This is a genomic window from Maribacter sp. R86514, from assembly GCF_044597005.1.
Taxonomy (GTDB): Bacteria; Bacteroidota; Bacteroidia; order Flavobacteriales; family Flavobacteriaceae; genus Maribacter.
Window position 1 is genome coordinate 3,552,616 of the sequence record NZ_CP138999.1, and the last position, 20,411, is coordinate 3,573,026.

Below are 20,411 nucleotides of genomic sequence, written 5' to 3' on the forward strand. Positions count from 1 at the left end.
ATATTATAATCTTTAAAAGCCGAAATCGGCTTTTAGTGCATCCATTTTTTCAAGGGCCATTTCTTTAGTTAAAAAATCTATTTCTTTCATTTGAAATGACTTTTCAAATGTTCTTAATGCTTTTTTAGGTTCACCAAGTTGTTCGTAATACTCAGCTTCAAAATAAAAGCCCAACATGGTTTCTGGGTATTCTTTCTTGCATAAGTCGGATAGCGGTTTTAAAGATTCGAAATCTTCTTTCTTTCGAGATGCCGCATATATTGCCATTATGTCATTTAACTCGACTGGCTTACTGAAACCGAACATATCTACAATGCCTTGATATTTATTTTCTAAGTAATCATAAACCGGTTCTTCACTGGTTAAGATTTGAGATTTATATTCTTTAGGGCTAATAGGTTTGAACATTCCGAAAATATTGTCAAACGCTTTTCCTATGCCATAGGTAGCAACAGAAATATGATCGGCGTTGGAATATTCATCAAAGAAATAATGCAAGGATTCTTTTTTTATGGCTTTAAGGTCCTTATCCATTTCTAAAATTCGTTGTTTGTCGTTACTTGGTTCACCTTCTACGATAAGTTGATAGAAGATTTGATTTTCAAAAGTGCCCAATCGCATAGGTACTCTATTTTCCATCTCTGGAGCAAGAGTAGGTGAGATGCTTACATAGCCATCAAATATAGAATTGTCTTTAAATAGCCAATAGTTCATAAAATTAGCCGTAATGTCATAGCCAACGATCATTTTAAACGGTGCCGTACTATAGTTAAGGTCTAGATAGGGTATTAGTTCCATGCCAACAAATTCATAAAAGCTCTTTCCTTTTTCAGATGGTAGTCCGCTATCTTGCTCAAAGGCACAATCTTCATATCTTAAATCATTTTCGGTTTGGTTGATGCCGACGATAATACTTTGTGGCATGCCATGAAAACGACTGTAATATTTTGAATTTGCGACTACTTGTTCAAAAAGATATTCACCGTCAAGTACAATGATTAATGGATACTTCTTGGTATCGTCCATATCTTCCGGAAAGTAGTAATTTACATCTCTTCGTTCTTGAAGTTTAAATGATTCGAAGATTTCTTGTGTCACTTGTGCATAGGATGTCATCCCAAATAAAAGTGCGAATATTAAAGTGATATAACGCATAAAAGGTAATTGTTAGTTGAAATAAACTATTTACTACGGTTTAATAACGGTAATAAAAGAAAAGATATTGCACCAAAAACAACTATCATTAGCGTCTGTGCAATCCATATAATCCACCCAAAGGCATCACCAGAAATTGCACTGATGCCAAAAATGGCCAATGCGCTACTTACGGCGATGGGGTAAAGGCCTATTCCGCCATTGGTAGTTGCCATGGCAAAAGCTCCTGCTACAAAGGCAACCAAGAGTTGGCTTAGTGTTAATGAGATAGTTTCTGGAACAGTAAATTTTATAATATAAAGCATGCCTATGTAGCACCCCCAAATGAAAAATGTATGAAAAATAAACAACCATTTATTTTTCATTTTAAATATACTGAACACTCCGTCAAGAAGTCCTTTTACAAAAGTTCTGATTTTTAGGGCTATTGCACTCTTAGATTTTTTTATGATAAAGACAAAAATAGAAAACAACGTAATTCCGCCCAAGGCAAGAAAAATGAGTCCTGTGGCATTAAAGCCACGTTCTTGTAAAATACCCATGATAACATCGGTTTGTAATAAAAATGCAATGGTAACCACTAAAAGCAGCATGATTACATCGATGACCCGTTCTGTTACAATAGTGCCAAAGCCTTTTTCAAAAGGTACGTTTTCATAGGTGGTCAACGCAGTGGCCCTTAAAATTTCTCCTGTTCTTGGTATACCTAAGTTAGCAAAATAAGAGGTCAAGATTATGAGGATATTGTTTACTAGTTTTGGCTTGTACCCTAAAGGTTCTAAAAGATAGTTCCAGCGTATTGCTCTAGAAATATGGCCTAGAATGCCTAGTAGAATAGAAAGTAATACATAAAGCGGATTTGCTTCTTTAATGTAAAAAATTATTTCTTTTCTATTTTCTGGTGTTGTTGAAGTGTAGGAATACCAAACTAAAAAAACTCCCAATGCTATTGGGAGTATGATCTTAAGATTTTTTTTTAGGGTATTCGTCAACCTTTATGTTAATAGATTATTTTCTTCGTTAGGAAAAACTAAAGAAGGGTTAAATTTCTTTGCATCTTCAATATCCATCCAAGTATAAGAAATTAAAATTAAAATATCACCAACAGACACTTTTCTTGCTGCAGCTCCATTTAAAGTGATTTCCCCACTTTTTCTTGGACCGGGGATTATGTAAGTTTCTAGTCTTTCCCCATTGTTGTTATTGACAATCTGAACTTTTTCTCCACGAATAAAATTTGCGGCATCCATTAAATCTTCATCAATAGTGATACTACCAACATAGTTGAGGTCGGCACCTGTAACTTTTACTCGATGTATTTTTGATTTAACTACTTCTATTTGCATAACTTACTTTTAATTTAGGGCTATATTGTCTATTAGCCTCACGTCTTCAACATAAACGGCAATAAACGCTCTGTATTTTACATTATTTATTTTATTCTGCATTGGGGTCAAAGTCTCAACATCGGTAATGTCAAAATATTCTAATTCAAAATCGTCATGATTTTTAAATTCATCGATTACCCAATCCTTGACGTTCAATGCATTTTCCATGCCAAATTTAATTTTGGCAGTTTTTAGGGTGTCATAAATAAAAGCTGCTTTTTGTCGCATTTTTGTGCTTAACCTTTCATTTCTAGAACTCATTGCTAGCCCGTGCTCTTCTCGTATAATATCACAGCCTATAATCTCGACAGGTATATCTTTTATTTCAGTAAGTTTTTGAATAATACGTAATTGTTGAAAATCTTTTTCGCCAAAATAAGCTTTATTTGGTTGTACGATTTTAAATAGTTCTTCTACTATGGTGCCAACACCATTAAAATGATCATCTCTAAATTCGCCTTCCATAACCTTGTCCAATCCTTCAAAATCGTAGGTTTTTGGCGTGACGGTCTTAGGGTATATTTCAGAAACCTCTGGCGTAAATAATATTATTCTGTCTGAGATGTCAGATATCAATTCTATATCGTTATCTATGGTTTTAGGGTATTTGTCTAAATCTTCCTGATTGTTAAACTGGGTCGGATTCACAAAAATACTTACTATAACATTTTCATTTTCAGAAACCGCTTTTTTAATTAGGGATGCATGCCCGTCATGTAGCGCTCCCATTGTAGGAACAAGTCCTAGGCTTAGTTGGTCGCCTAACTTATTAAGTTCTTCTTTGAGCTTGGTTTTGGTCTTTATTACCTGCATTGAAAAGTTCGTTAGCGAGCAAACTTACTATAATTACCGCTAATCTCTATATTTTTTGTAATTTTGCAGTTGCGTTACAGTGAAAAATAAAATATAACCTATATGAATGGTAAAAAGATATTATTTGTATCTTCTGAATTAGTTCCTTATTTACCCGAAAACGAAGTTTCCCTAATGTCTTATGAAACACCTAGAATGGTCAACAGCAATGGTGGTCAGATCAGGATTTTCATGCCAAGATACGGGAACATAAACGAAAGAAGACATCAATTACATGAAGTAATTAGATTATCGGGGATGAACTTGGTCATTAATGATATGGATATGCCATTGATCATTAAGGTGGCATCTATTCCAAAAGAAAGAATTCAAGTTTATTTTATAGATAACGAGGAATACTTTAAACGCAAGGCAACGTTTACCGATAAACAAGGAAACCTTTTTCCTGATAATGATCAACGTGCAATTTTCTTTGCTAAAGGGGTTATGGAGACGGTAAAGAAATTAAATTGGTCTCCAGATATAATTCACGTTCATGGCTGGATGGCAAGTTTACTGCCATTGTATTTAAAGAAGTATTACTCAGATGAACCGCTTTTTGCAGATAGTAAAATTGTGCTATCTGTTTATGGTAAAACTTTCGACGGATCTTTAGATAAAGATATGGTCAAAAGAATTTCTTTTGATGGTATACCAGAAGAAGAAATTGCATCTTTGGGTGATCCTACTTATAATAATTTGTTAAAGGTAGCTGTTGATTATTCAGATGCGGTTATTTTAGCTTCGGAAGATATTCCAGAAGAATTGGAAAGTCATATTTCCGACCAAGAAAAACCAGTGTTACCATACGTACCTGTTCAAGAGTTCGAAGAGGCGTATGCTAATTTTTATAACACCGAAGTTTTAAAATAATCTGAATGAATTTTATTGCTAAGTCTGCTATCCCTAAGTTTTTAGGGTTGATATTGATATTGGGTTTTTTGGTTTCTTGCGAGCAAGATTTAACTACAGTTGGGTCAGGGGTTGTTGGTAATGAGCCATTTACTACTGGTACTGAAGTTTATGATGTTTTTGCGTTTAACAAGAATATTGAAGCGGTCCAAACAAATAAATTGAATATTTATCAATTAGGTACGTATAGTGATCCAATATATGGCAAGACAGAGGCGTCGATAACAACTCAAGTATATTTAAGTACCGCAAATCCTTCTTTTGGTAGTTTTTCACAGTCAAAAGAAAATCTTGCGGGTACTTCCGACGAGGCTATAACTACCATTGAAGAAAACGAAAAGGTAAAAGAGGTCTTTTTGTTTATTCCATATTTAACAAGTAGTGGATCTGTAGATAGTGATGGTGATGGTGTAATTGATGAGTTTGATAAAGTGCCCGATAGTGATAATGATAATGATGGGGATGGGGTATTGAATTCTGTTGAGGTAGCTAGTAATACCGATCCATTAGATGAAGGGAGTGTCGACGAAAACCGTGATGGATTAAATGATGGTGATGGTGCAACTATTTTTGCCAATAATTTTGCGGAAAAGGTAGAGCTGGATAGCATTTATATAAACGGTGTAAATTATGACGAGGTTGCTAAATCTCCGTTACCGAAATTTGATTTTAAGGTAGAGCGTTCAACATTTTTTCTTAGAGATCTTGATCCAACTGCTAGTTTTCAAGAAGCACAGCAATATTATTCTGCTCAGGTTTTTGCTCCAGATTTCGTTGAGGGTACTCCACTGTTTCAAGGTGATGTAGAAATTATTGATGAGGAAAAATTAATTCCGAATGAAGATGATGAATCTACCGAAGATGTGAACGAAGCCGAGACAAACACAAAATTACAGCCAGGTATTCGGGTACCACTGAGTAATGAGTTTTTTCAGACTAATATTTTGGATAAGGAAGGAAGTTCTGAGTTAATTAGTCAAGCTAATTTTACGGAATTTATTAGAAGTCTTCATTTTTCTATTCAAGATACTGGTAATGATGAGGTTTTTTTAATGTTGGATTTAGCTGCTGCTAATATTACGATGACCTACGAGTATACTAATTATGATACAAACGGTACTACGGATGATCTTACTGATGATAACCCAAATAATATCTTAGAAAAAGATTTTGTGTTTTCTCTTTTAACAAGAAGTACTTCAGGTGTTATCTCAGGTAATGCTGTTAATACTATAATAACAGAAAACTACGGTCCTCAGGTTTCAGAGGTGTTGGATAATGATGAGAATTCATCAAGGATATACCTAAAAGGAGGTCCTGGAACTTATGCTGAACTAAATCTTTTTGAAGAAGATGGGGGCGAAAATATCTTAGAGCAAATTAAAAGTGAAAATTGGGTGATCAACGAGGCTAATCTAGTCTTTTATGTTGATAGAGATCAACTAGATGCTGTGGGGAGTACTCTAGAGCCTCCACGACTTTACCTTTATAATACTGAAAACAAATCTGCATTAATAGATATTAGCACTGACCCGGCATCACCTCAAACAGGTATTCCTGATTTATTTGGTTTTTATCCTAATTACGATGGTGTCATTCAAAAATCAAATGATAAAGGAGTTAAGTACTCGGTGAAAATTACGGATCACATAAATAATTTGGTTTTAAGGGATTCTGCAAATGCAACATTAGGGTTGACGTTATCTACTAATATCCAAAATTGGAATATTGCCGATGCAAAAGTTTCAGATACAAATGCTGTAGATGGTGAAGAAGAGCTACCGATAACTTCAATAGTTACCCCTCTTAGTACTATTTTATTTGGTGGTAATTTAGATGTGGCCGACCCTGATTATGACAAAAGGTTGAAATTAGAAATATCTTATACCAAAGCACAGTAAACGATTAAATTGTAGTTTTTGTTATTTATTCAGTTATTGACATACCACTTCTACATTATTAACGTTGTATAACCTAAATGGCATAAATCTTGAAGTTTATTTATTGAACGACTAGATTTTAAATTAAATTTTTCAAATAGATACAGTAATATGTGCGGAATTGTTGGTTACATAGGTCATAGGGAAGCTTTTCCTATAGTTATAAAAGGACTTCAGAGATTAGAATATCGTGGTTATGATAGTGCAGGTATTGCATTATTCGATGGTAACCAAATCAATTTATCTAAGACAAAAGGTAAAGTTGAGGACTTAAAAAATAAAGCAAAAGAAATATCTCAGGCGGGTAGTATTGGTATAGGACATACTCGTTGGGCGACTCACGGTGTGCCAAATGATGTCAATTCTCACCCTCATTACTCCAATTCTGGAAATCTTGTTATTATACATAATGGAATTATTGAAAATTATGAATCCATAAAGCAAGAGTTAACTAAGCGAGGCTATACGTTTCAATCAGATACAGATACCGAAGTATTGATCAATCTTATTGAAGAAGTTAAGAAAACCGAAGATGTTAAGCTTGGTAAAGCTGTGCAGATTGCACTTAATCAAGTGGTAGGTGCTTATGCTATTGCCGTATTCGATAAAGAAAAACCAGACGAAATTGTGGTTGCCAAATTAGGTAGTCCGTTGGCTATCGGTATTGGCGAGGAAGAATTTTTTATAGCTTCAGATGCTTCACCATTTATAGAATTCACCAATAATGCTGTTTATCTTGAAGATGAGGAAATGGCAATTATAAGATTGGGTAAGGAAATAAAGCTTAGAAAAATTAAGGATGATGCCGTGGCATACCCAAGAATTTTAGAGCTTCAAATGAATCTTGAAGAAATAGAAAAAGGTGGTTATGATCACTTTATGTTAAAGGAGATTTATGAACAGCCAAGGGCTATAAAAGATACTTATAGAGGTCGTTTATTGGCGGAACAAGGTTTAATTAGAATGGCGGGGATTGACCTTAACATGGAAAAATTCTTAAACGCTAATAGAATTATTATTGTAGCATGTGGTACATCGTGGCATGCTGGTTTGGTTGCCGAGTATATTTTTGAAGATTTGGCAAGAATTCCTGTAGAAGTAGAGTATGCGTCAGAGTTTAGGTATAGAAATCCTGTAATAACCGATAAAGATGTTTTAATAGCAATTTCACAATCTGGTGAAACTGCAGATACTTTGGCAGCGATTAAGTTAGCGAAAGAAAAAGGAGCATTTGTATTCGGTGTTTGTAATGTAGTAGGTTCTTCTATTGCTAGGGAAACAGATGCTGGAGCTTATACACATGCAGGACCAGAAATAGGAGTGGCTTCTACAAAAGCCTTTACAACTCAAATTACTGTTCTAACCTTAATGGCGTTAAAATTAGCGAAAACAAAAGGTGTTTTTTCAGAAACGAAATATCGCGAATATTTATCTGAACTAGAGACTATTCCTAGTAAAGTAGAAAAATCTTTGGAATCTAACACGTTAATAGAAATTATAGCCGATGTTTATAAAGATTCAACTAACTGTCTTTATTTAGGTAGGGGATACAATTTTCCGGTAGCATTAGAAGGTGCGCTTAAATTAAAAGAGATAAGTTATATTCATGCAGAAGGGTATCCAGCAGCTGAAATGAAGCATGGTCCTATTGCATTGATTGATGAGCAAATGCCGGTTTTTGTAATTGCGACCAAGAAGGGGCATTATGAAAAGGTGGTAAGTAACATTCAAGAGATTAAATCTAGAAAAGGTAAAATAATTGCAATAGTTACAGAAGGTGATGAACAAGTAAAAGATTTAGCGGATCACGTTATTGAAGTTCCTGAAACTTTAGAAAGCTTAACTCCGTTGTTGACGACAATACCTTTACAATTAATTTCATATCATATTGCGGTTATGAGAGGTTGTAATGTTGATCAGCCTAGAAACCTTGCCAAATCGGTTACGGTAGAATAAGAATAATAATAATTAATTTGTATAAGGGGCGTGATTCATTTCATGTCCCTTTTTTAGCGGGTAAAATTAAAATAATATGCAGATAAAATCTGCTTTTCTTAAAAGATTCATGAATTTTGAATGTATTTTCTGCAATACGTTATTTAAAAGTTAATTGCGTATATCCCAATAAATGAATCATTTAATTATTAAAATAATACTATGCATGCATAATTTTTTTCAAATTACTATAATCGGTGTGAAATTATCTGTATCTTAACCCTCAACTAATTTTAAACTTTGATTAAGAATGAGAGCAATACTTCTTTTAGCATTGATGGTTGTGGGTACTTTTGGGTACTCTCAAACAAATATCAATGGTAATGTTGTTGACCAAAACAATCAGCCCATTCCTGGGGCCAATATTGTTATCGTTGGCAAAACCATTGGTACAGTAACAGATTTCGATGGTAATTTTAATTTGGCTACGTCCGAAGTTCCACCTTTTAAGATAGAGGTGTCCAGTATCGGATATACAAGTACTACTGAAAGTATTACAAGTGCAAACCAAAAAATTACAATCACTTTAAATGAATCGCAAACCTTTCTAGACGAAGTCGTTATTTCGGCTTCTAGAACTCCAGAGCGTATTTTCGAATCTCCTGTTACTGTAGAAAGAATAGGTGTTTCAGAAATTAAGAATACTACGGCTGCTGATTTTTATGGCGGACTGGAAAATTTAAAAGGGGTTGATGTAAATACGAACAGTTTAACTTTCAAATCTGTAAACACTAGAGGTTTCGCTTCTTTTGCAAATACACGTTTCATGCAACTTGTAGATGGTATGGATAATTCTACGCCAGCGTTAAATTTCCCTATTGGTAACTTGGTTGGTATGGTAGAAACAGATGTGCTAAGTGTAGAATTATTGCCAGGAGCATCTTCTGCGCTTTATGGTGCAAATGCTTTCAACGGTATTTTATTTATGCGTAGTAAAAGTCCTTTTGATTATGAAGGGATAAGTGTTTCGATAAAACAAGGTATAACATCCCAAAAAGCTGCTGGTGATAACTCTTATACTGATTTTGGTATTAGAGCTGCGCATAAGTTCAGCGATAAATTAGCGGCCAAGGTCAATTTCGGTTATTTAAAAGGAACGGATTGGGCGGCAAATAATACGGATGATAAGATTACACCAGGTGGAACAAGGGATAATTTAAATTATGACGGAGTAAATGTTTATGGAGATGAAGTGTCTACAAATATTAAAGAAGTTGCTTTAACTCTAGAGGGTTTAGGAATCTTACCTTCAGGTGCTAATGCTTTAGTGCCATCTGAAATTGTAAGTAGAACGGGCTATAATGAAAGTGATCTTACCAATTATAATGCAGAAAGTATTAAGGCAGATTGGGGGCTATATTATAGACCTATTGAAGATAATAGTTTAGAGCTTTCTTATGTTGGTAAGGTGGGTACGGGTAATACCATTTATCAAGGTACGAATAGATATAATATAAAGGGCTTCTTTCAAGAGCAACATAAACTTGAAATCAAGAACGATAACTTTTTTGTAAGAGGTTACATGGTAGGCGATAAGTCAGGTGATTCTTATGATATGGTATTTACGGGTATTAATATCAATAGAGCGTGGAAAGATGATAATACATGGTTTGGCGAATATACAGGTGCATATGTACAGGCTACCTTATCTGGCGCTACTGATGAGCAAGCACATGCTGCGGCAAGGGCTCAAGCAGAATCTGGTAGATTTTTGCCAGGTTCACCAGAATTTCAAGCGGCTTTTAACAGAAGTGTAAGTGATCCGGATCTATCTACTGGTTCAAAATTTCAAGATGCTTCAAAATACTACCATGCAGATGCTAACTATAACTTTAGTCATCTTATAGATTGGGCAGAAATTCAAGTAGGTGGATCGTTTAGAGAATATGATTTAAATTCTTCTGGTACTATTTATACAGATTTTGACGGTCCAATTAGATATTCTGAATTTGGTATTTATTCTCAAGTTCAAAAAACATTACCTTTTGAAGGTGATAAAAGCTTAAAGCTTACAGGGTCTATTAGATATGACAAATCGGAATTATTCGATGGTTTTTTCTCTCCTAGATTGTCTGCTGGTTATACGTTAAATAGAAATCATAATATTAGAGCTTCTGCGCAAACAGGCTTTAGAAATCCTACTACTCAGGATTTATTTATCGGTTTAAATGCAGGAAGGGCTATTTTGGTAGGGTCTGCAGAAGATAATTTAGATCGTTATACTAGAGATTATGAGGTAAGTGCTAGTGGTCAGCTTTTAGGTCAACCTTCAGAAGTTACACAAACAGGTGGTGCTGCATACAACAATTCTTACTCTGCGGCTTCGGTTACAGCTTTAGGTGCTACGGGTGATCCAAGTGTTCTTGAGGTTGCTAATCCAGATTTGATCAAGCCAGAAAAAGTAACCTCTTTCGAAATTGGATATAGAGGTAAGGTGGATAAACTTGTTATAGATTTTAGTACTTATTATAACAGCTATCAAGATTTCATATCTCAAGAAGTGGTTATTTCTCCATTTTATGGGCAAGCTGGTGACGGTGGGCTATCGGTAGCGGCAATAGCTAATGGAGACTTTCAGGCATATAGCGCATATACAAATACCGATGCTAATGTAAATTCTTATGGTGCATCTTTAGGTTTGGATATGAAAGTGTTTGGTAATTTTGATTTAGGTGGTAGTTATACGTTTACAAAGTTAGATTTTGACCGCGAGGCAAATCCAGATGTAATGTTGAATTTCAACACACCTGAACACAAATTCAAGGCTTCTTTTGGTAACAAAGAATTATTTGAAAATTTCGGATTTAATGTATCATACAGATTTAGTGATGATTATTTCTGGGAAGCTACTTTTGGTAATGGGGTAATTCCTGAATTTCATGTAGTAGATGCTCAAATTAACTACGATGTACCAAGTATTAAATCTTCTTTCAAATTAGGGGGTACAAACCTTACCAATAAAGAATATTACACGGCATTCGGTACTGGCTTCATAGGTTCTATGTACTATTTATCTTGGACAATTAACAACTAATTAAAATCAAAAGTTGAAATGAAAAACTTAAAATATTTATATATTTCTTTAGGTGTCATGGCTTTTACGGCTTGTAATGACCCTGAAGATGTAGATCTTGAGCCAGAAGTTATGGCAGAAGAGTTACCGGCTTTAACTGCTGGATCCGCAGATTTCTCTAATTATGTCTCTTTAGGAAATTCGTTAACGGCAGGTTTTACTGATGGCGCATTGTTTCAAGCAGGTCAAACATTATCCTTGCCTAATCTGCTTTCCCAAAAATTCAGTTTAGCGGGTGGTAGTACTTTTACGCAACCATTAACCAATGATAATATTGGTGGGCTTGCACTTGCTGGTACAAGAATTCAAAGTCCAAGATTGGTCTTTGGTGGAGCAGGTCCGGTATCTTTAGAAGATTTGGTTGGTGATGTAACGGTTACAACTGATATTGCGCTGAACAACCCAACAGGACCTTTTAACAATTTAGGTGTACCTGGCGCTAAAAGTTTTCACTTACTAGCCCCTGGTTATGGTAGTTTAGATAATTTTCCGACAGCTGCAAATCCTTATGCAATTAGAATTACGGGAAATACCAGTGCGTCTATTTTAGATTTGGCGGTAGAGCAGTCTCCAAGTTTTTTCTCTCTTTGGATCGGTAACAATGATGTATTGGGCTATGCTACTACGGGTGGCGACGGTACAAATCCTATTACACCTGTTTCAGGAGCACCTGGGCAAGGTTTTGACGGTAGTTATGGAGCATTGATTGCAACGTTAACCGCAAGTGGAGCGCAGGGTGTAGTTGCCAATATTCCTAATGTAACAGATGTACCTCATTTTACTACGGTACCACATAATCCTTTAGACCCTACCGATGAATCATTTGGTGCTCAGATCGCTACATTGAATGGAATATTTGGTCAATTAAATCAGGTGTATGATTTTTTAGGAGTTCCAGAAAGGGCCATTAAATTTTCAGAAACCCAAGCAAGTGAAGTAATTATAAAGGATGAGGAATTGGTAGATTTATCTGCGCAGATTGCCGCAGTTTTAGGTGCTAGTCCAACTTTCCCTGCATTTGTCGAATCATTTGGGCTGCCCGTACAAGCTGCACCGTTGGTTGCCGGTTTGCTAGGTAATACTTATGGTCAAACAAGAGAAGCAACTGCAGATGATCTATTCGTTTTACCAAGTGCCTCGGTTATAGGAACGGTAAATGTAGAATCTGTTGGTGCATTAATGGCAGCAGGTTTACCACAAACTTTAGCTGGTCAGTTTTCGGTAGAGGGAATAACACTTCCGTTAGCAGACAAGTGGGTTTTAATACCTGCTGAACAAGAAGAAATTGCTGTAGCTACAGAAGCATTTAATCAAATTATCGCAGCAACAGCTAGCCAAGCAGGTTTGGCTTTGGTAGATGCTAACACCCTCTTGAACCAATTGGCAAATGGTGGTATTACTAGCGGAGATTTCACTTTACAATCAAATTTAGTTACAGGTGGTGCCTTTTCTTTAGACGGTATTCACCCTACTGCTAGAGGTTATGCATTGCTGGCAAATGAGTTTATGATGGCAATTGATGCTACATATGGCTCTAATTTTGCCGAATCGGGTAATTTGTTGAATGTAGGAGATTACCCTACAAACTACCCGGCTACACTACAATAGAGGTATGTAAAATAGTAAGATTTAAAAGGTGCTTTAAGGGCACCTTTTTACTTTTGTAAAAAAGGAAAAAAACTATTTTTCATTAAAATTGAAAACTATATCTTTGCAGCCTGAAAATGAGAGCATTTTTCAGGTTATATTAAACGTATTAAATAAACATATAAGTAATGTCAAAAGTTACAGGTAAAGTTTCGCAAATCATTGGACCCGTGGTTGATGTAGAATTTCAGTCAGGTGCTGATCTTCCTAAAATCTATGATTCCTTAGAAATAGTAAACAAGGATAAGTCAAAATTGGTTTTAGAAGTACAATCTCATGTTGGGGAAAATACGGTAAGAACCATCTCTATGGATTCTACTGATGGTTTAAGCAGAGGTGTAGAAGTAGTTGCTACAGGTAGTGCGATACAAATGCCGGTAGGTGATGACGTATATGGTCGTTTATTCAATGTTATCGGTGATGCTATTGATGGTTTAGGTGATTTGCCTAAAGCAGGTAAAGATGGTCTTCCAATACATAGAGAAGCGCCGAAATTCGAAGATCTTTCAACTTCTACAGAAGTTTTATTTACAGGTATTAAAGTAATCGATTTGATCGAGCCTTATGCAAAAGGTGGTAAAATTGGATTATTTGGTGGTGCCGGTGTAGGTAAAACGGTATTGATTCAAGAATTGATTAACAACATTGCAAAAGGTCATGGTGGTCTTTCTGTATTCGCAGGTGTTGGTGAAAGAACTCGTGAAGGAAATGATTTACTTCGTGAGATGTTAGAATCTGGTATTATAAAATACGGTGATGATTTCATGCATTCTATGGAAGAAGGCGGATGGGATCTTGCCAAAGTTGATAAAGAAGCAATGAAAGGTTCAAAAGCGACTTTCGTTTTCGGACAAATGAACGAGCCACCAGGAGCACGTGCTAGAGTTGCACTTTCAGGTTTGACGATTGCTGAGTATTTCCGTGATGGAGCAGGTGAAGGTCAAGGTAAAGATGTACTTTTCTTCGTAGATAACATTTTCCGTTTTACACAAGCAGGTTCAGAGGTATCGGCACTATTGGGTCGTATGCCATCTGCGGTAGGTTACCAACCAACTTTGGCAACAGAGATGGGTGCTATGCAAGAGCGTATTACATCAACAAAAAGAGGTTCTATTACATCTGTACAGGCGGTTTACGTACCTGCGGATGATTTAACGGATCCAGCACCGGCAACAACGTTTGCTCACTTAGATGCAACAACGGTATTATCTCGTAAAATTGCCGAGTTAGGTATTTACCCAGCGGTAGATCCATTAGATTCTACATCAAGAATTTTAACAGCTGAAATTTTAGGAGATGAGCATTATGCTTGTGCACAAAGAGTAAAAGAGCTTTTACAACGATATAAAGAACTTCAAGATATTATTGCCATCTTAGGTATGGAAGAATTATCTGAAGAAGATAAATCTGCCGTAGGTAGAGCAAGACGTGTACAACGTTTCTTATCTCAACCTTTCCACGTAGCAGAACAATTTACAGGTCTTAAAGGTGTGTTAGTTGATATTAAAGAGACTATCAAAGGATTTAACATGATTATGGATGGTGAATTAGATCACTTGCCAGAATCTGCTTTTAACCTTAAAGGTACAATCGAAGAGGCTATTGAAGCTGGTGAAAAAATGTTGACCGAAGCGTAATTAAGTTCAGAGTTCAGGGTTCAGAGTTCAGCATTGAAACTCATAACTCATAACTCATAACTCATAACTAAAAGAGATATGTATTTAGAAATTGTATCACCAGAAGCAACATTATTTGCAGGCGAAGTAACTTCGGTTACGGTACCAGGTATAAATGGTGAGTTTCAAATGTTAAAAGATCACGCCCCAATTGTATCATTGTTACAAGAAGGTAAGGTTAAGATTTCAGGTAATATTTCTTTAGATGAAGAATATGCCTCTAAGTTTACTAAAGATGCAAGCGGTAGTACAGTATTACAAATTTCAAGCGGTACTGTTGAGCTTAAGAATAATAAAGTAATTGTACTTGCAGATTAGTAAGTAGAATTCGTAATAAGTTTTAAAGGCTACACTGAAAAGTGTAGCCTTTTTTTATTCCTCTTCATATGCTAGAATATCTGCAGGCTGACAATCTAAAGCTTTGCAGATTGCCTCTAGAGTAGAGAAACGAATGGCTTTAGCTTTACCTGATTTTAGAATAGAAAGGTTAGCTTCGGTTATACCGATCATTTCGGCTAGCTCTTTGCTTTTCAAATTGCGCTCTGCTAATACGGTGTTTAAGTTTACGACGATACTCATAGTTATATGGTTAGGTCGTTTTCAGACTGTACGCTAAAGCCCTTTTGAAATACGTATGTTAGAAACAAAGAAATCATTCCAAATATAATCAGTAGAATAAGATTGTGAATATTTCTAAATTCAGTCTTGTGCATTATTGGATAATGAATAAGAAAGTATAAAACCGGACCAATAATTAAATTTAGGATAGTTAATAGTTTCAAATTTTTGATGATGCCCTTATTAAAAATGACCGTTTTTTTAAGCGCTTTAAAAATGTTAGAAAGTAAATAGAGCAGTAGAATTCCGAAAATTAAAATTAGGGTAATCGTTAGGATATCGCTAAACTGATAATCACCTTGTATAGAGCTTCCAATAAGGGGAATTTTCATGTCGAATCTACCGTCTTCAACCGTAAATCTATCGGTAATAAAAGCAAATTCCGTATAGGTTAGAAAAGCCAAGAGTACAATTGAAATACTTCTAAATATATAATAGAAGAATGCTGAAAGTGATTTTGGACCGAATATTTTCATGGTATTCTTTTTATATAGTTAAGTCGTTTTCTTGTTTTAAATCATAACCCTCTTTAATTAATTGGGCAACAATCAAAAGAAAAAATGCAATTACTAAAAGTGGTATTCTATCACTTAGGGCAGCACCAAAATCTCTTCCTAAATTATAAGCAACAGATTCGCCTTTAATTGCAGGTTTGTTCAGAATATTCTCAAATACTCTAATAATAAATATACCGGCTGAGTAAAATATTAAACCTCTACCGATAGATGTAAAGCTGAAGCCGTTTTTTGCGGAAAAAACAGAATCTGTATGTAAGGTATAAATGGTTTTTCTGAATTTTATTAGAAGCCAAAGTGCATAACTTAATAATATCAGATTGAATATTACAAGAATTAGGTCAGAATTAGATGATATTATAGTTGACGAAGAGTTTAAATATTTTAGTAATGACCCACCCTTTTCTAAAATTGAAATAATTACTGTAAATATTAACAAGTTAACAAAGAACTTAAATGCTTTAGTATAGTTTTTCATAATTTAATTATTGTTTAACGATAACAAATATATAAAAATTATTGAAAAACAATAATAAAAATAAAAAAATGATTTCTGTTATCTTTCCTTATCAGTAAAACTACAGAGAGGTATAGATTAAATTTGAATCTTAATTACGTATTCAAATTCTTACTGTTATAGATGTAAGAGCATGACGCTTGCGCTATCGGTTGGCAACAAAATCTTATTTTACAAGTTTTCATAATATGGGTAAAGAGGCTCTACTGTTTTAAGGCGCTCTTTTAGCTTATTGTAATATGGTATCCAATCTTTTAGTTGAGACACGTTATAAAAAACCTCATCGCGAGAAGCTACCTTTTCTTCAAAATTTGGGTCAGAACAAAGTTTGGAAATAATCAAACCTCTAAATCTTCGATCTGCTAACCCTACTAAAATTTCATTCGTGTTTTTTCCTTCTGCTTCTAAGCGGTCCATTTCCTTTAGTACGTTGGGCAGGTAGGAGTAGGTATCTATAAAAGCCTTACCAGGACCTTGGGCATAATCAACAATTAAATGGCCCCATTGGCGGAATGATTCTAACTTCTTGAAATTCAGTTTCGTTATAGCATCCATATAATCTTTAGCATGTATATCATGAATTGTTAAAAGAATATTATCCCCATTCTTTATATGTTCAAATGAATTTGTGGGAATACCTATTTCAAGAATTATTTTTTCGACCTCCTTAAAAGAAATACGGAAAGGTCCCGATTGGTGATTCCAGAATTTAATTGCGAACTGTAGGTACAATTGTACATAAATATTTTCAAATTCTTTTCTATATAAAACAGGTCTTTTGGACTGAAACCTATATCCTTCCCCTTTAAAAAATGGATGTGTTACAGCAAATAATTCCTTTTTCCCTTCCGTTAGTTTTATTTCCATAATCTATAACTTATTTGAATCTTTTATAAATTCCACATCTGATAACGCAAGGTTCTAGCTTGTGCCGTTACTGTTTTTTTAATTTTATGATTTTTTTCTACTCATTTTGTTTATTACTGTTACTGGCACAAGCATGACGCTTGCGCTATCGGTTAACAACAAAATCTTATATTTTACACACTTTTGTAATACGGGTAAAGAGGCTCTATTGTTTTAAGGCGATCCTTTAACGTATTATAATAAGAATGCCAGATTTTATATTTGGATTGATATATAACGCTATCCCATTTTTCCAATTTTACATTAAAATTAGGATCATCGCATAATTTAGAAATGATTAATCCTCTAAACAAGTGATCTATCCCACCTACCAAAATCTCCTTCCAATATTTTCCTTCTGCCTCTAAGCGGTCCATTTCTTTTAGTACGTTGGGCAGGTAGGAGTAAGTATCTATAAAAGCCTTACCAGGACCTTCGGCGTAATCCACAATTAAATGACCCCATTGGCGGAAACCCTCGATTGTGGAAAGGTCTAATCCATGTGTTAAGCTCTGATGTTTTTTTGAAAAATCGCTGTCGAAGATTGTAAATAATCTATTTTCATTACTAATTGATGAAAAATCCTTGTTAGGAACACCTATTTCTAATATATGTTTTTCAACATTTTTATGTTCAATCAAGAAAACAGTATTACCATGGTTGTTTGATTTTATTGAATAGTTAAAGAAAATAGTCACGCTATAATTTTCCGTATCTAATAAATATCGTGATGCCCTTTTAGGAAAAAAACGAAATCCTAAATTTTTTAAAATAGGGTTAGTTACTTTATATAGCTCATTTTTTCTTCTAGATAGTGGAGTCATTATAAAAAATTTAAATTTTTTATAAACTGCAATTCATCAAGCCCAATTCTACCAACCTCATTGGTTCCATGATCACTGAATTTAAGTGCTTTGTTAGGAGACACTTGAAATGAATCAGTATTACTAAAAATTGGAATACCATTAATCACTTTATCAAACTTCACTTTAAACTCCACCGCACTGCTAGAGGCTTCTTTTACCTGTTTAAACTTGATCGTTTGTGCGGGGTAAAACGGGTGCCGGGGCTTAGTTTGTTTTCGCTAACGATAATGTCTTTAATAAACCGGATTATTAAGTTAATGTTTTTTTTCTGCTATAGTAGGCAAGAGTTTTAAATTTCAATTTTCTTTTTTAAAGATAACCTCATAATCCAAATCATAAAAGGTAACATCTGTCATGCCGGCTTCTTCTATGGCGTTTCTTAATCGTTCTACTGTAATATAGTTAGAAGCTAAATTATGAAATCATGTACCATTTGAAAACTTAAAGATGAGGGGGTAAGCTTATTTTTTGTTAATTTAAGTGTAAGTATATAAGATGAAAAAAAATGCTAGCGGCTGATAAGATATATTTGTTTCGCAATTTACTGGAATGAATTCATTTATAATCAAAGAATATATTAATACGCTTCGTAAAGTAAAGAGTGTTAATATAAATTTTTAAAAAAAATGCGGAAACAGCAAGCTGTGTTTCCGCATTAAATAAAATTTTATTAATTGTTTACCAAGCATATCCTAGTGCTAAACCTAACCTTGGTAGAATACCTTCAATAGAAGTACCGGTGATATCTCCGCTCGTGCTTGCAGAAATATACTGTGCACCTAAATTTAGGTCTAAGGCAAAGCCTGAATCTCCGCCGCCAAAAACCCATTGGTAACCAGCAACTCCTCCAACTCCTAGGTAACTAAGTTTCCCGTCACTTGATCCTGAGGATGCTTTTGTACTCGAGTAGGTTGCTACTGGAGCTCCATACCAGCCCCGAACTGCATCTTTGGTTGAAGAGAAGTAAAATTTGTATTTACCTTCTGCTCCAAACCCATTAGCTTTTGCATCACTATCAGAACCTATGGTAGCTGAAATACTTGAATAAGCTAAAGATACTTCAATGGCAGATTTATCGTTAAGGGCTTTTTCGTAACCAAACTGTGCAGAACCGAATAGTAAACCTAATGGATTAACTTTAACTACGTTCTCTTGTGCTTGAACGACAAAACTGAATAAGGCAATTGTAACTAGTAAGCATACTTTTTTCATAATTATAAATATTTGGTTGTATTTAGGGCTAATGTAGTTTTAAGTTGAAAAGTATGACTTACATAGTTGTAAAAACGTTAAAAGTAGTTGTGTACTTCATTATTTTGTAAGTTTATTAATACTAAACAAGTAGATAAGTTGTATTGATGTATGGTTAGATTGTTTATTAAACATTGTAACGATACAAGTCGATTGCTTATAAATATTTAAAATCAGGAAGTATTATCTATTAAGGGATATAGCTTTTTTATTTTATTAAAAAAATTAAGAGCTGTATGGTTTTTAACGCAATCAATTCCCAGTCTTTACATAAAGAATTGTAAGTGTAAATTTTCTGAAATCCTAAGGCGTAATGTGTTCAGGATTGTTATGCCTATATTTTTCTATTTGTGCAGGCAGGGGTTTTAAACTTCAATTTTCTTTTTTAACGATAACCTCATAATCCAAATCATAAAAGAAAACATCTGACATGCCAGCTTCTTCTATGGCGTTTCTTAATCGTTCGGATACATTGTAATTATAACGGTCAAATAAAAAATCAAAAGGTTCATTTACGCACCAAATATGCGGTTTGAATTCATGAGTCATCATATATGGCTCTGATTTATCAAAATATTCTTCCAAATCATTATACGCTACAATTTCTACATCTGATTTGTCTTTGATTCCAATTTTTTTAAATTCAGATTTTTTAATTTCTATAAATCTGTAATTAACTATTGGATAGAATAACCAATATTTATGTGTTGTTTGTTTTTGGTAGTTCTTAATCTCTAATTCTAAAAACTGTTCGTTAGTTAAATTGAAATTTTTAAATATTTTATATAATTCATCACTAATACACATTCCTGTAATGAATGGTGTAAAAGCAGCTTTATGCCATTTTCGACTTCCGCCACCGCTAGACCATAACATGGTATTACGTAATATGGGATCATTAAAGTCTAACTGTTCATGGTCAGGAACATTAGTGTCTACATACAATTGAATAGGTTTAGGGTTTTCCCATCTTTCTCTATTTCTTAATAAATGGACATCTAATTGTAAACGTGCAGTTTCTTCTTGGCTACAGTACAGTTGCCAATAAACTGATCCCCTTTCTATTTGATAATATTTCATTTTTAGTAATTCTGTAATAT

The 20,411-nt window shown here is 34.5% G+C and carries 18 protein-coding genes; 7 read left to right on the top strand and 11 right to left on the bottom strand.

Translation table 11 applies throughout. The features are described 5' to 3' along the window. Positions 1–12: 12 nt before the first annotated feature. Genes SJY30_RS15560 through panC form a run of 4 tightly spaced genes read right to left on the bottom strand, consistent with a single transcriptional unit; the run spans position 13 to position 3,356 of the window. Complete coding sequence (locus tag SJY30_RS15560; RefSeq protein WP_396633047.1) at positions 13–1,155, bottom strand: alpha/beta hydrolase; 1,143 nt, start codon at positions 1,153–1,155, stop codon at positions 13–15. A 26-nt stretch (positions 1,156–1,181) separates the two neighbouring features. Beyond that, positions 1,182–2,147, bottom strand: a complete 966-nt coding sequence (locus SJY30_RS15565; RefSeq protein ID WP_396633048.1) for a lysylphosphatidylglycerol synthase transmembrane domain-containing protein — start codon at positions 2,145–2,147, stop codon at positions 1,182–1,184. Positions 2,148–2,150: 3 nt separating this feature from the next. Next, positions 2,151–2,501 carry an aspartate 1-decarboxylase gene (gene panD / locus SJY30_RS15570; RefSeq protein WP_396633049.1) on the bottom strand — a complete coding sequence of 117 codons (351 nt, stop codon included), beginning with the start codon at positions 2,499–2,501 and terminating at the stop codon, positions 2,151–2,153. A gap of 9 nt (positions 2,502–2,510) precedes the next feature. Beyond that, positions 2,511–3,356 carry a pantoate--beta-alanine ligase gene (gene panC / locus SJY30_RS15575; protein WP_396633050.1) on the bottom strand — a complete coding sequence of 282 codons (846 nt, stop codon included), beginning with the start codon at positions 3,354–3,356 and terminating at the stop codon, positions 2,511–2,513. Positions 3,357–3,458: 102 nt separating this feature from the next. On the opposite strand from panC, the gene SJY30_RS15580 reads away from it, so the two are divergent. The 7 genes from SJY30_RS15580 to SJY30_RS15610 all read left to right on the top strand — a co-directional run bounded on the left by SJY30_RS15580 (position 3,459) and on the right by SJY30_RS15610 (position 14,956). Continuing rightward, on the top strand, positions 3,459–4,268 hold the full coding sequence (locus SJY30_RS15580) for a glycogen/starch synthase (RefSeq protein WP_396633051.1): 810 nt from the start codon (positions 3,459–3,461) through the stop codon (positions 4,266–4,268). A 5-nt stretch (positions 4,269–4,273) separates the two neighbouring features. After that, entirely contained in the window at positions 4,274–6,208 is a 1,935-nt protein-coding gene (locus tag SJY30_RS15585) for a DUF4270 domain-containing protein (protein ID WP_396633052.1), read from the top strand. A gap of 150 nt (positions 6,209–6,358) precedes the next feature. After that, a complete protein-coding gene (glmS, locus tag SJY30_RS15590; RefSeq protein WP_396633053.1) occupies positions 6,359–8,203 on the top strand; it encodes a glutamine--fructose-6-phosphate transaminase (isomerizing) in 1,845 nt (614 codons plus the stop codon). A gap of 289 nt (positions 8,204–8,492) precedes the next feature. Beyond that, on the top strand, positions 8,493–11,276 hold the full coding sequence (locus SJY30_RS15595) for a TonB-dependent receptor (RefSeq protein ID WP_396633054.1): 2,784 nt from the start codon (positions 8,493–8,495) through the stop codon (positions 11,274–11,276). An 18-nt stretch (positions 11,277–11,294) separates the two neighbouring features. Then, positions 11,295–12,923, top strand: a complete 1,629-nt coding sequence (locus SJY30_RS15600) for a G-D-S-L family lipolytic protein (protein ID WP_396633055.1) — start codon at positions 11,295–11,297, stop codon at positions 12,921–12,923. A gap of 167 nt (positions 12,924–13,090) precedes the next feature. Further along, positions 13,091–14,599: a F0F1 ATP synthase subunit beta gene (gene atpD / locus SJY30_RS15605; protein ID WP_396633056.1), complete on the top strand. Its 1,509-nt coding sequence runs from the start codon at positions 13,091–13,093 to the stop codon at positions 14,597–14,599. A gap of 78 nt (positions 14,600–14,677) precedes the next feature. After that, a complete protein-coding gene (locus SJY30_RS15610; RefSeq protein ID WP_396633057.1) occupies positions 14,678–14,956 on the top strand; it encodes a F0F1 ATP synthase subunit epsilon in 279 nt (92 codons plus the stop codon). 54 nt (positions 14,957–15,010) lie between these two features. Here the strand turns inward: SJY30_RS15610 and SJY30_RS15615 are convergent, their stop codons facing one another. From SJY30_RS15615 to SJY30_RS15645, 7 genes are all read right to left on the bottom strand, one after another. Next, positions 15,011–15,217 carry a helix-turn-helix domain-containing protein gene (locus tag SJY30_RS15615; protein ID WP_396633058.1) on the bottom strand — a complete coding sequence of 69 codons (207 nt, stop codon included), beginning with the start codon at positions 15,215–15,217 and terminating at the stop codon, positions 15,011–15,013. 2 nt (positions 15,218–15,219) lie between these two features. Continuing rightward, complete coding sequence (locus SJY30_RS15620; protein WP_396633059.1) at positions 15,220–15,732, bottom strand: DUF2975 domain-containing protein; 513 nt, start codon at positions 15,730–15,732, stop codon at positions 15,220–15,222. 10 nt (positions 15,733–15,742) lie between these two features. Beyond that, entirely contained in the window at positions 15,743–16,249 is a 507-nt protein-coding gene (locus SJY30_RS15625; RefSeq protein WP_396633060.1) for a DUF2975 domain-containing protein, read from the bottom strand. A 210-nt stretch (positions 16,250–16,459) separates the two neighbouring features. Continuing rightward, a complete protein-coding gene (locus tag SJY30_RS15630; RefSeq protein ID WP_396633061.1) occupies positions 16,460–17,155 on the bottom strand; it encodes a hypothetical protein in 696 nt (231 codons plus the stop codon). 173 nt (positions 17,156–17,328) lie between these two features. Beyond that, positions 17,329–18,018 carry a hypothetical protein gene (locus tag SJY30_RS15635; RefSeq protein WP_396633062.1) on the bottom strand — a complete coding sequence of 230 codons (690 nt, stop codon included), beginning with the start codon at positions 18,016–18,018 and terminating at the stop codon, positions 17,329–17,331. 720 nt (positions 18,019–18,738) lie between these two features. After that, positions 18,739–19,272, bottom strand: a complete 534-nt coding sequence (locus SJY30_RS15640) for a DUF3575 domain-containing protein (protein ID WP_396633063.1) — start codon at positions 19,270–19,272, stop codon at positions 18,739–18,741. A gap of 411 nt (positions 19,273–19,683) precedes the next feature. Next, positions 19,684–20,391 carry a hypothetical protein gene (locus SJY30_RS15645; RefSeq protein ID WP_396633064.1) on the bottom strand — a complete coding sequence of 236 codons (708 nt, stop codon included), beginning with the start codon at positions 20,389–20,391 and terminating at the stop codon, positions 19,684–19,686. Positions 20,392–20,411 lie beyond the last annotated feature (20 nt).

Coding starts and splice junctions, on each gene's coding strand:
- SJY30_RS15560 (WP_396633047.1), bottom strand. CDS start 1,155: ATGCGTTATATCACTTTAATATTCGCACTTTTATTTGGGATGACATCC.
- panD (WP_396633049.1), bottom strand. CDS start 2,501: ATGCAAATAGAAGTAGTTAAATCAAAAATACATCGAGTAAAAGTTACA.
- panC (WP_396633050.1), bottom strand. CDS start 3,356: ATGCAGGTAATAAAGACCAAAACCAAGCTCAAAGAAGAACTTAATAAG.
- SJY30_RS15580 (WP_396633051.1), top strand. CDS start 3,459: ATGAATGGTAAAAAGATATTATTTGTATCTTCTGAATTAGTTCCTTAT.
- SJY30_RS15585 (WP_396633052.1), top strand. CDS start 4,274: ATGAATTTTATTGCTAAGTCTGCTATCCCTAAGTTTTTAGGGTTGATA.
- glmS (WP_396633053.1), top strand. CDS start 6,359: ATGTGCGGAATTGTTGGTTACATAGGTCATAGGGAAGCTTTTCCTATA.
- SJY30_RS15595 (WP_396633054.1), top strand. CDS start 8,493: ATGAGAGCAATACTTCTTTTAGCATTGATGGTTGTGGGTACTTTTGGG.
- SJY30_RS15600 (WP_396633055.1), top strand. CDS start 11,295: ATGAAAAACTTAAAATATTTATATATTTCTTTAGGTGTCATGGCTTTT.
- atpD (WP_396633056.1), top strand. CDS start 13,091: ATGTCAAAAGTTACAGGTAAAGTTTCGCAAATCATTGGACCCGTGGTT.
- SJY30_RS15610 (WP_396633057.1), top strand. CDS start 14,678: ATGTATTTAGAAATTGTATCACCAGAAGCAACATTATTTGCAGGCGAA.
- SJY30_RS15615 (WP_396633058.1), bottom strand. CDS start 15,217: ATGAGTATCGTCGTAAACTTAAACACCGTATTAGCAGAGCGCAATTTG.
- SJY30_RS15620 (WP_396633059.1), bottom strand. CDS start 15,732: ATGAAAATATTCGGTCCAAAATCACTTTCAGCATTCTTCTATTATATA.
- SJY30_RS15625 (WP_396633060.1), bottom strand. CDS start 16,249: ATGAAAAACTATACTAAAGCATTTAAGTTCTTTGTTAACTTGTTAATA.
- SJY30_RS15630 (WP_396633061.1), bottom strand. CDS start 17,155: ATGGAAATAAAACTAACGGAAGGGAAAAAGGAATTATTTGCTGTAACA.
- SJY30_RS15635 (WP_396633062.1), bottom strand. CDS start 18,018: ATGACTCCACTATCTAGAAGAAAAAATGAGCTATATAAAGTAACTAAC.
- SJY30_RS15640 (WP_396633063.1), bottom strand. CDS start 19,272: ATGAAAAAAGTATGCTTACTAGTTACAATTGCCTTATTCAGTTTTGTC.
- SJY30_RS15645 (WP_396633064.1), bottom strand. CDS start 20,391: ATGAAATATTATCAAATAGAAAGGGGATCAGTTTATTGGCAACTGTAC.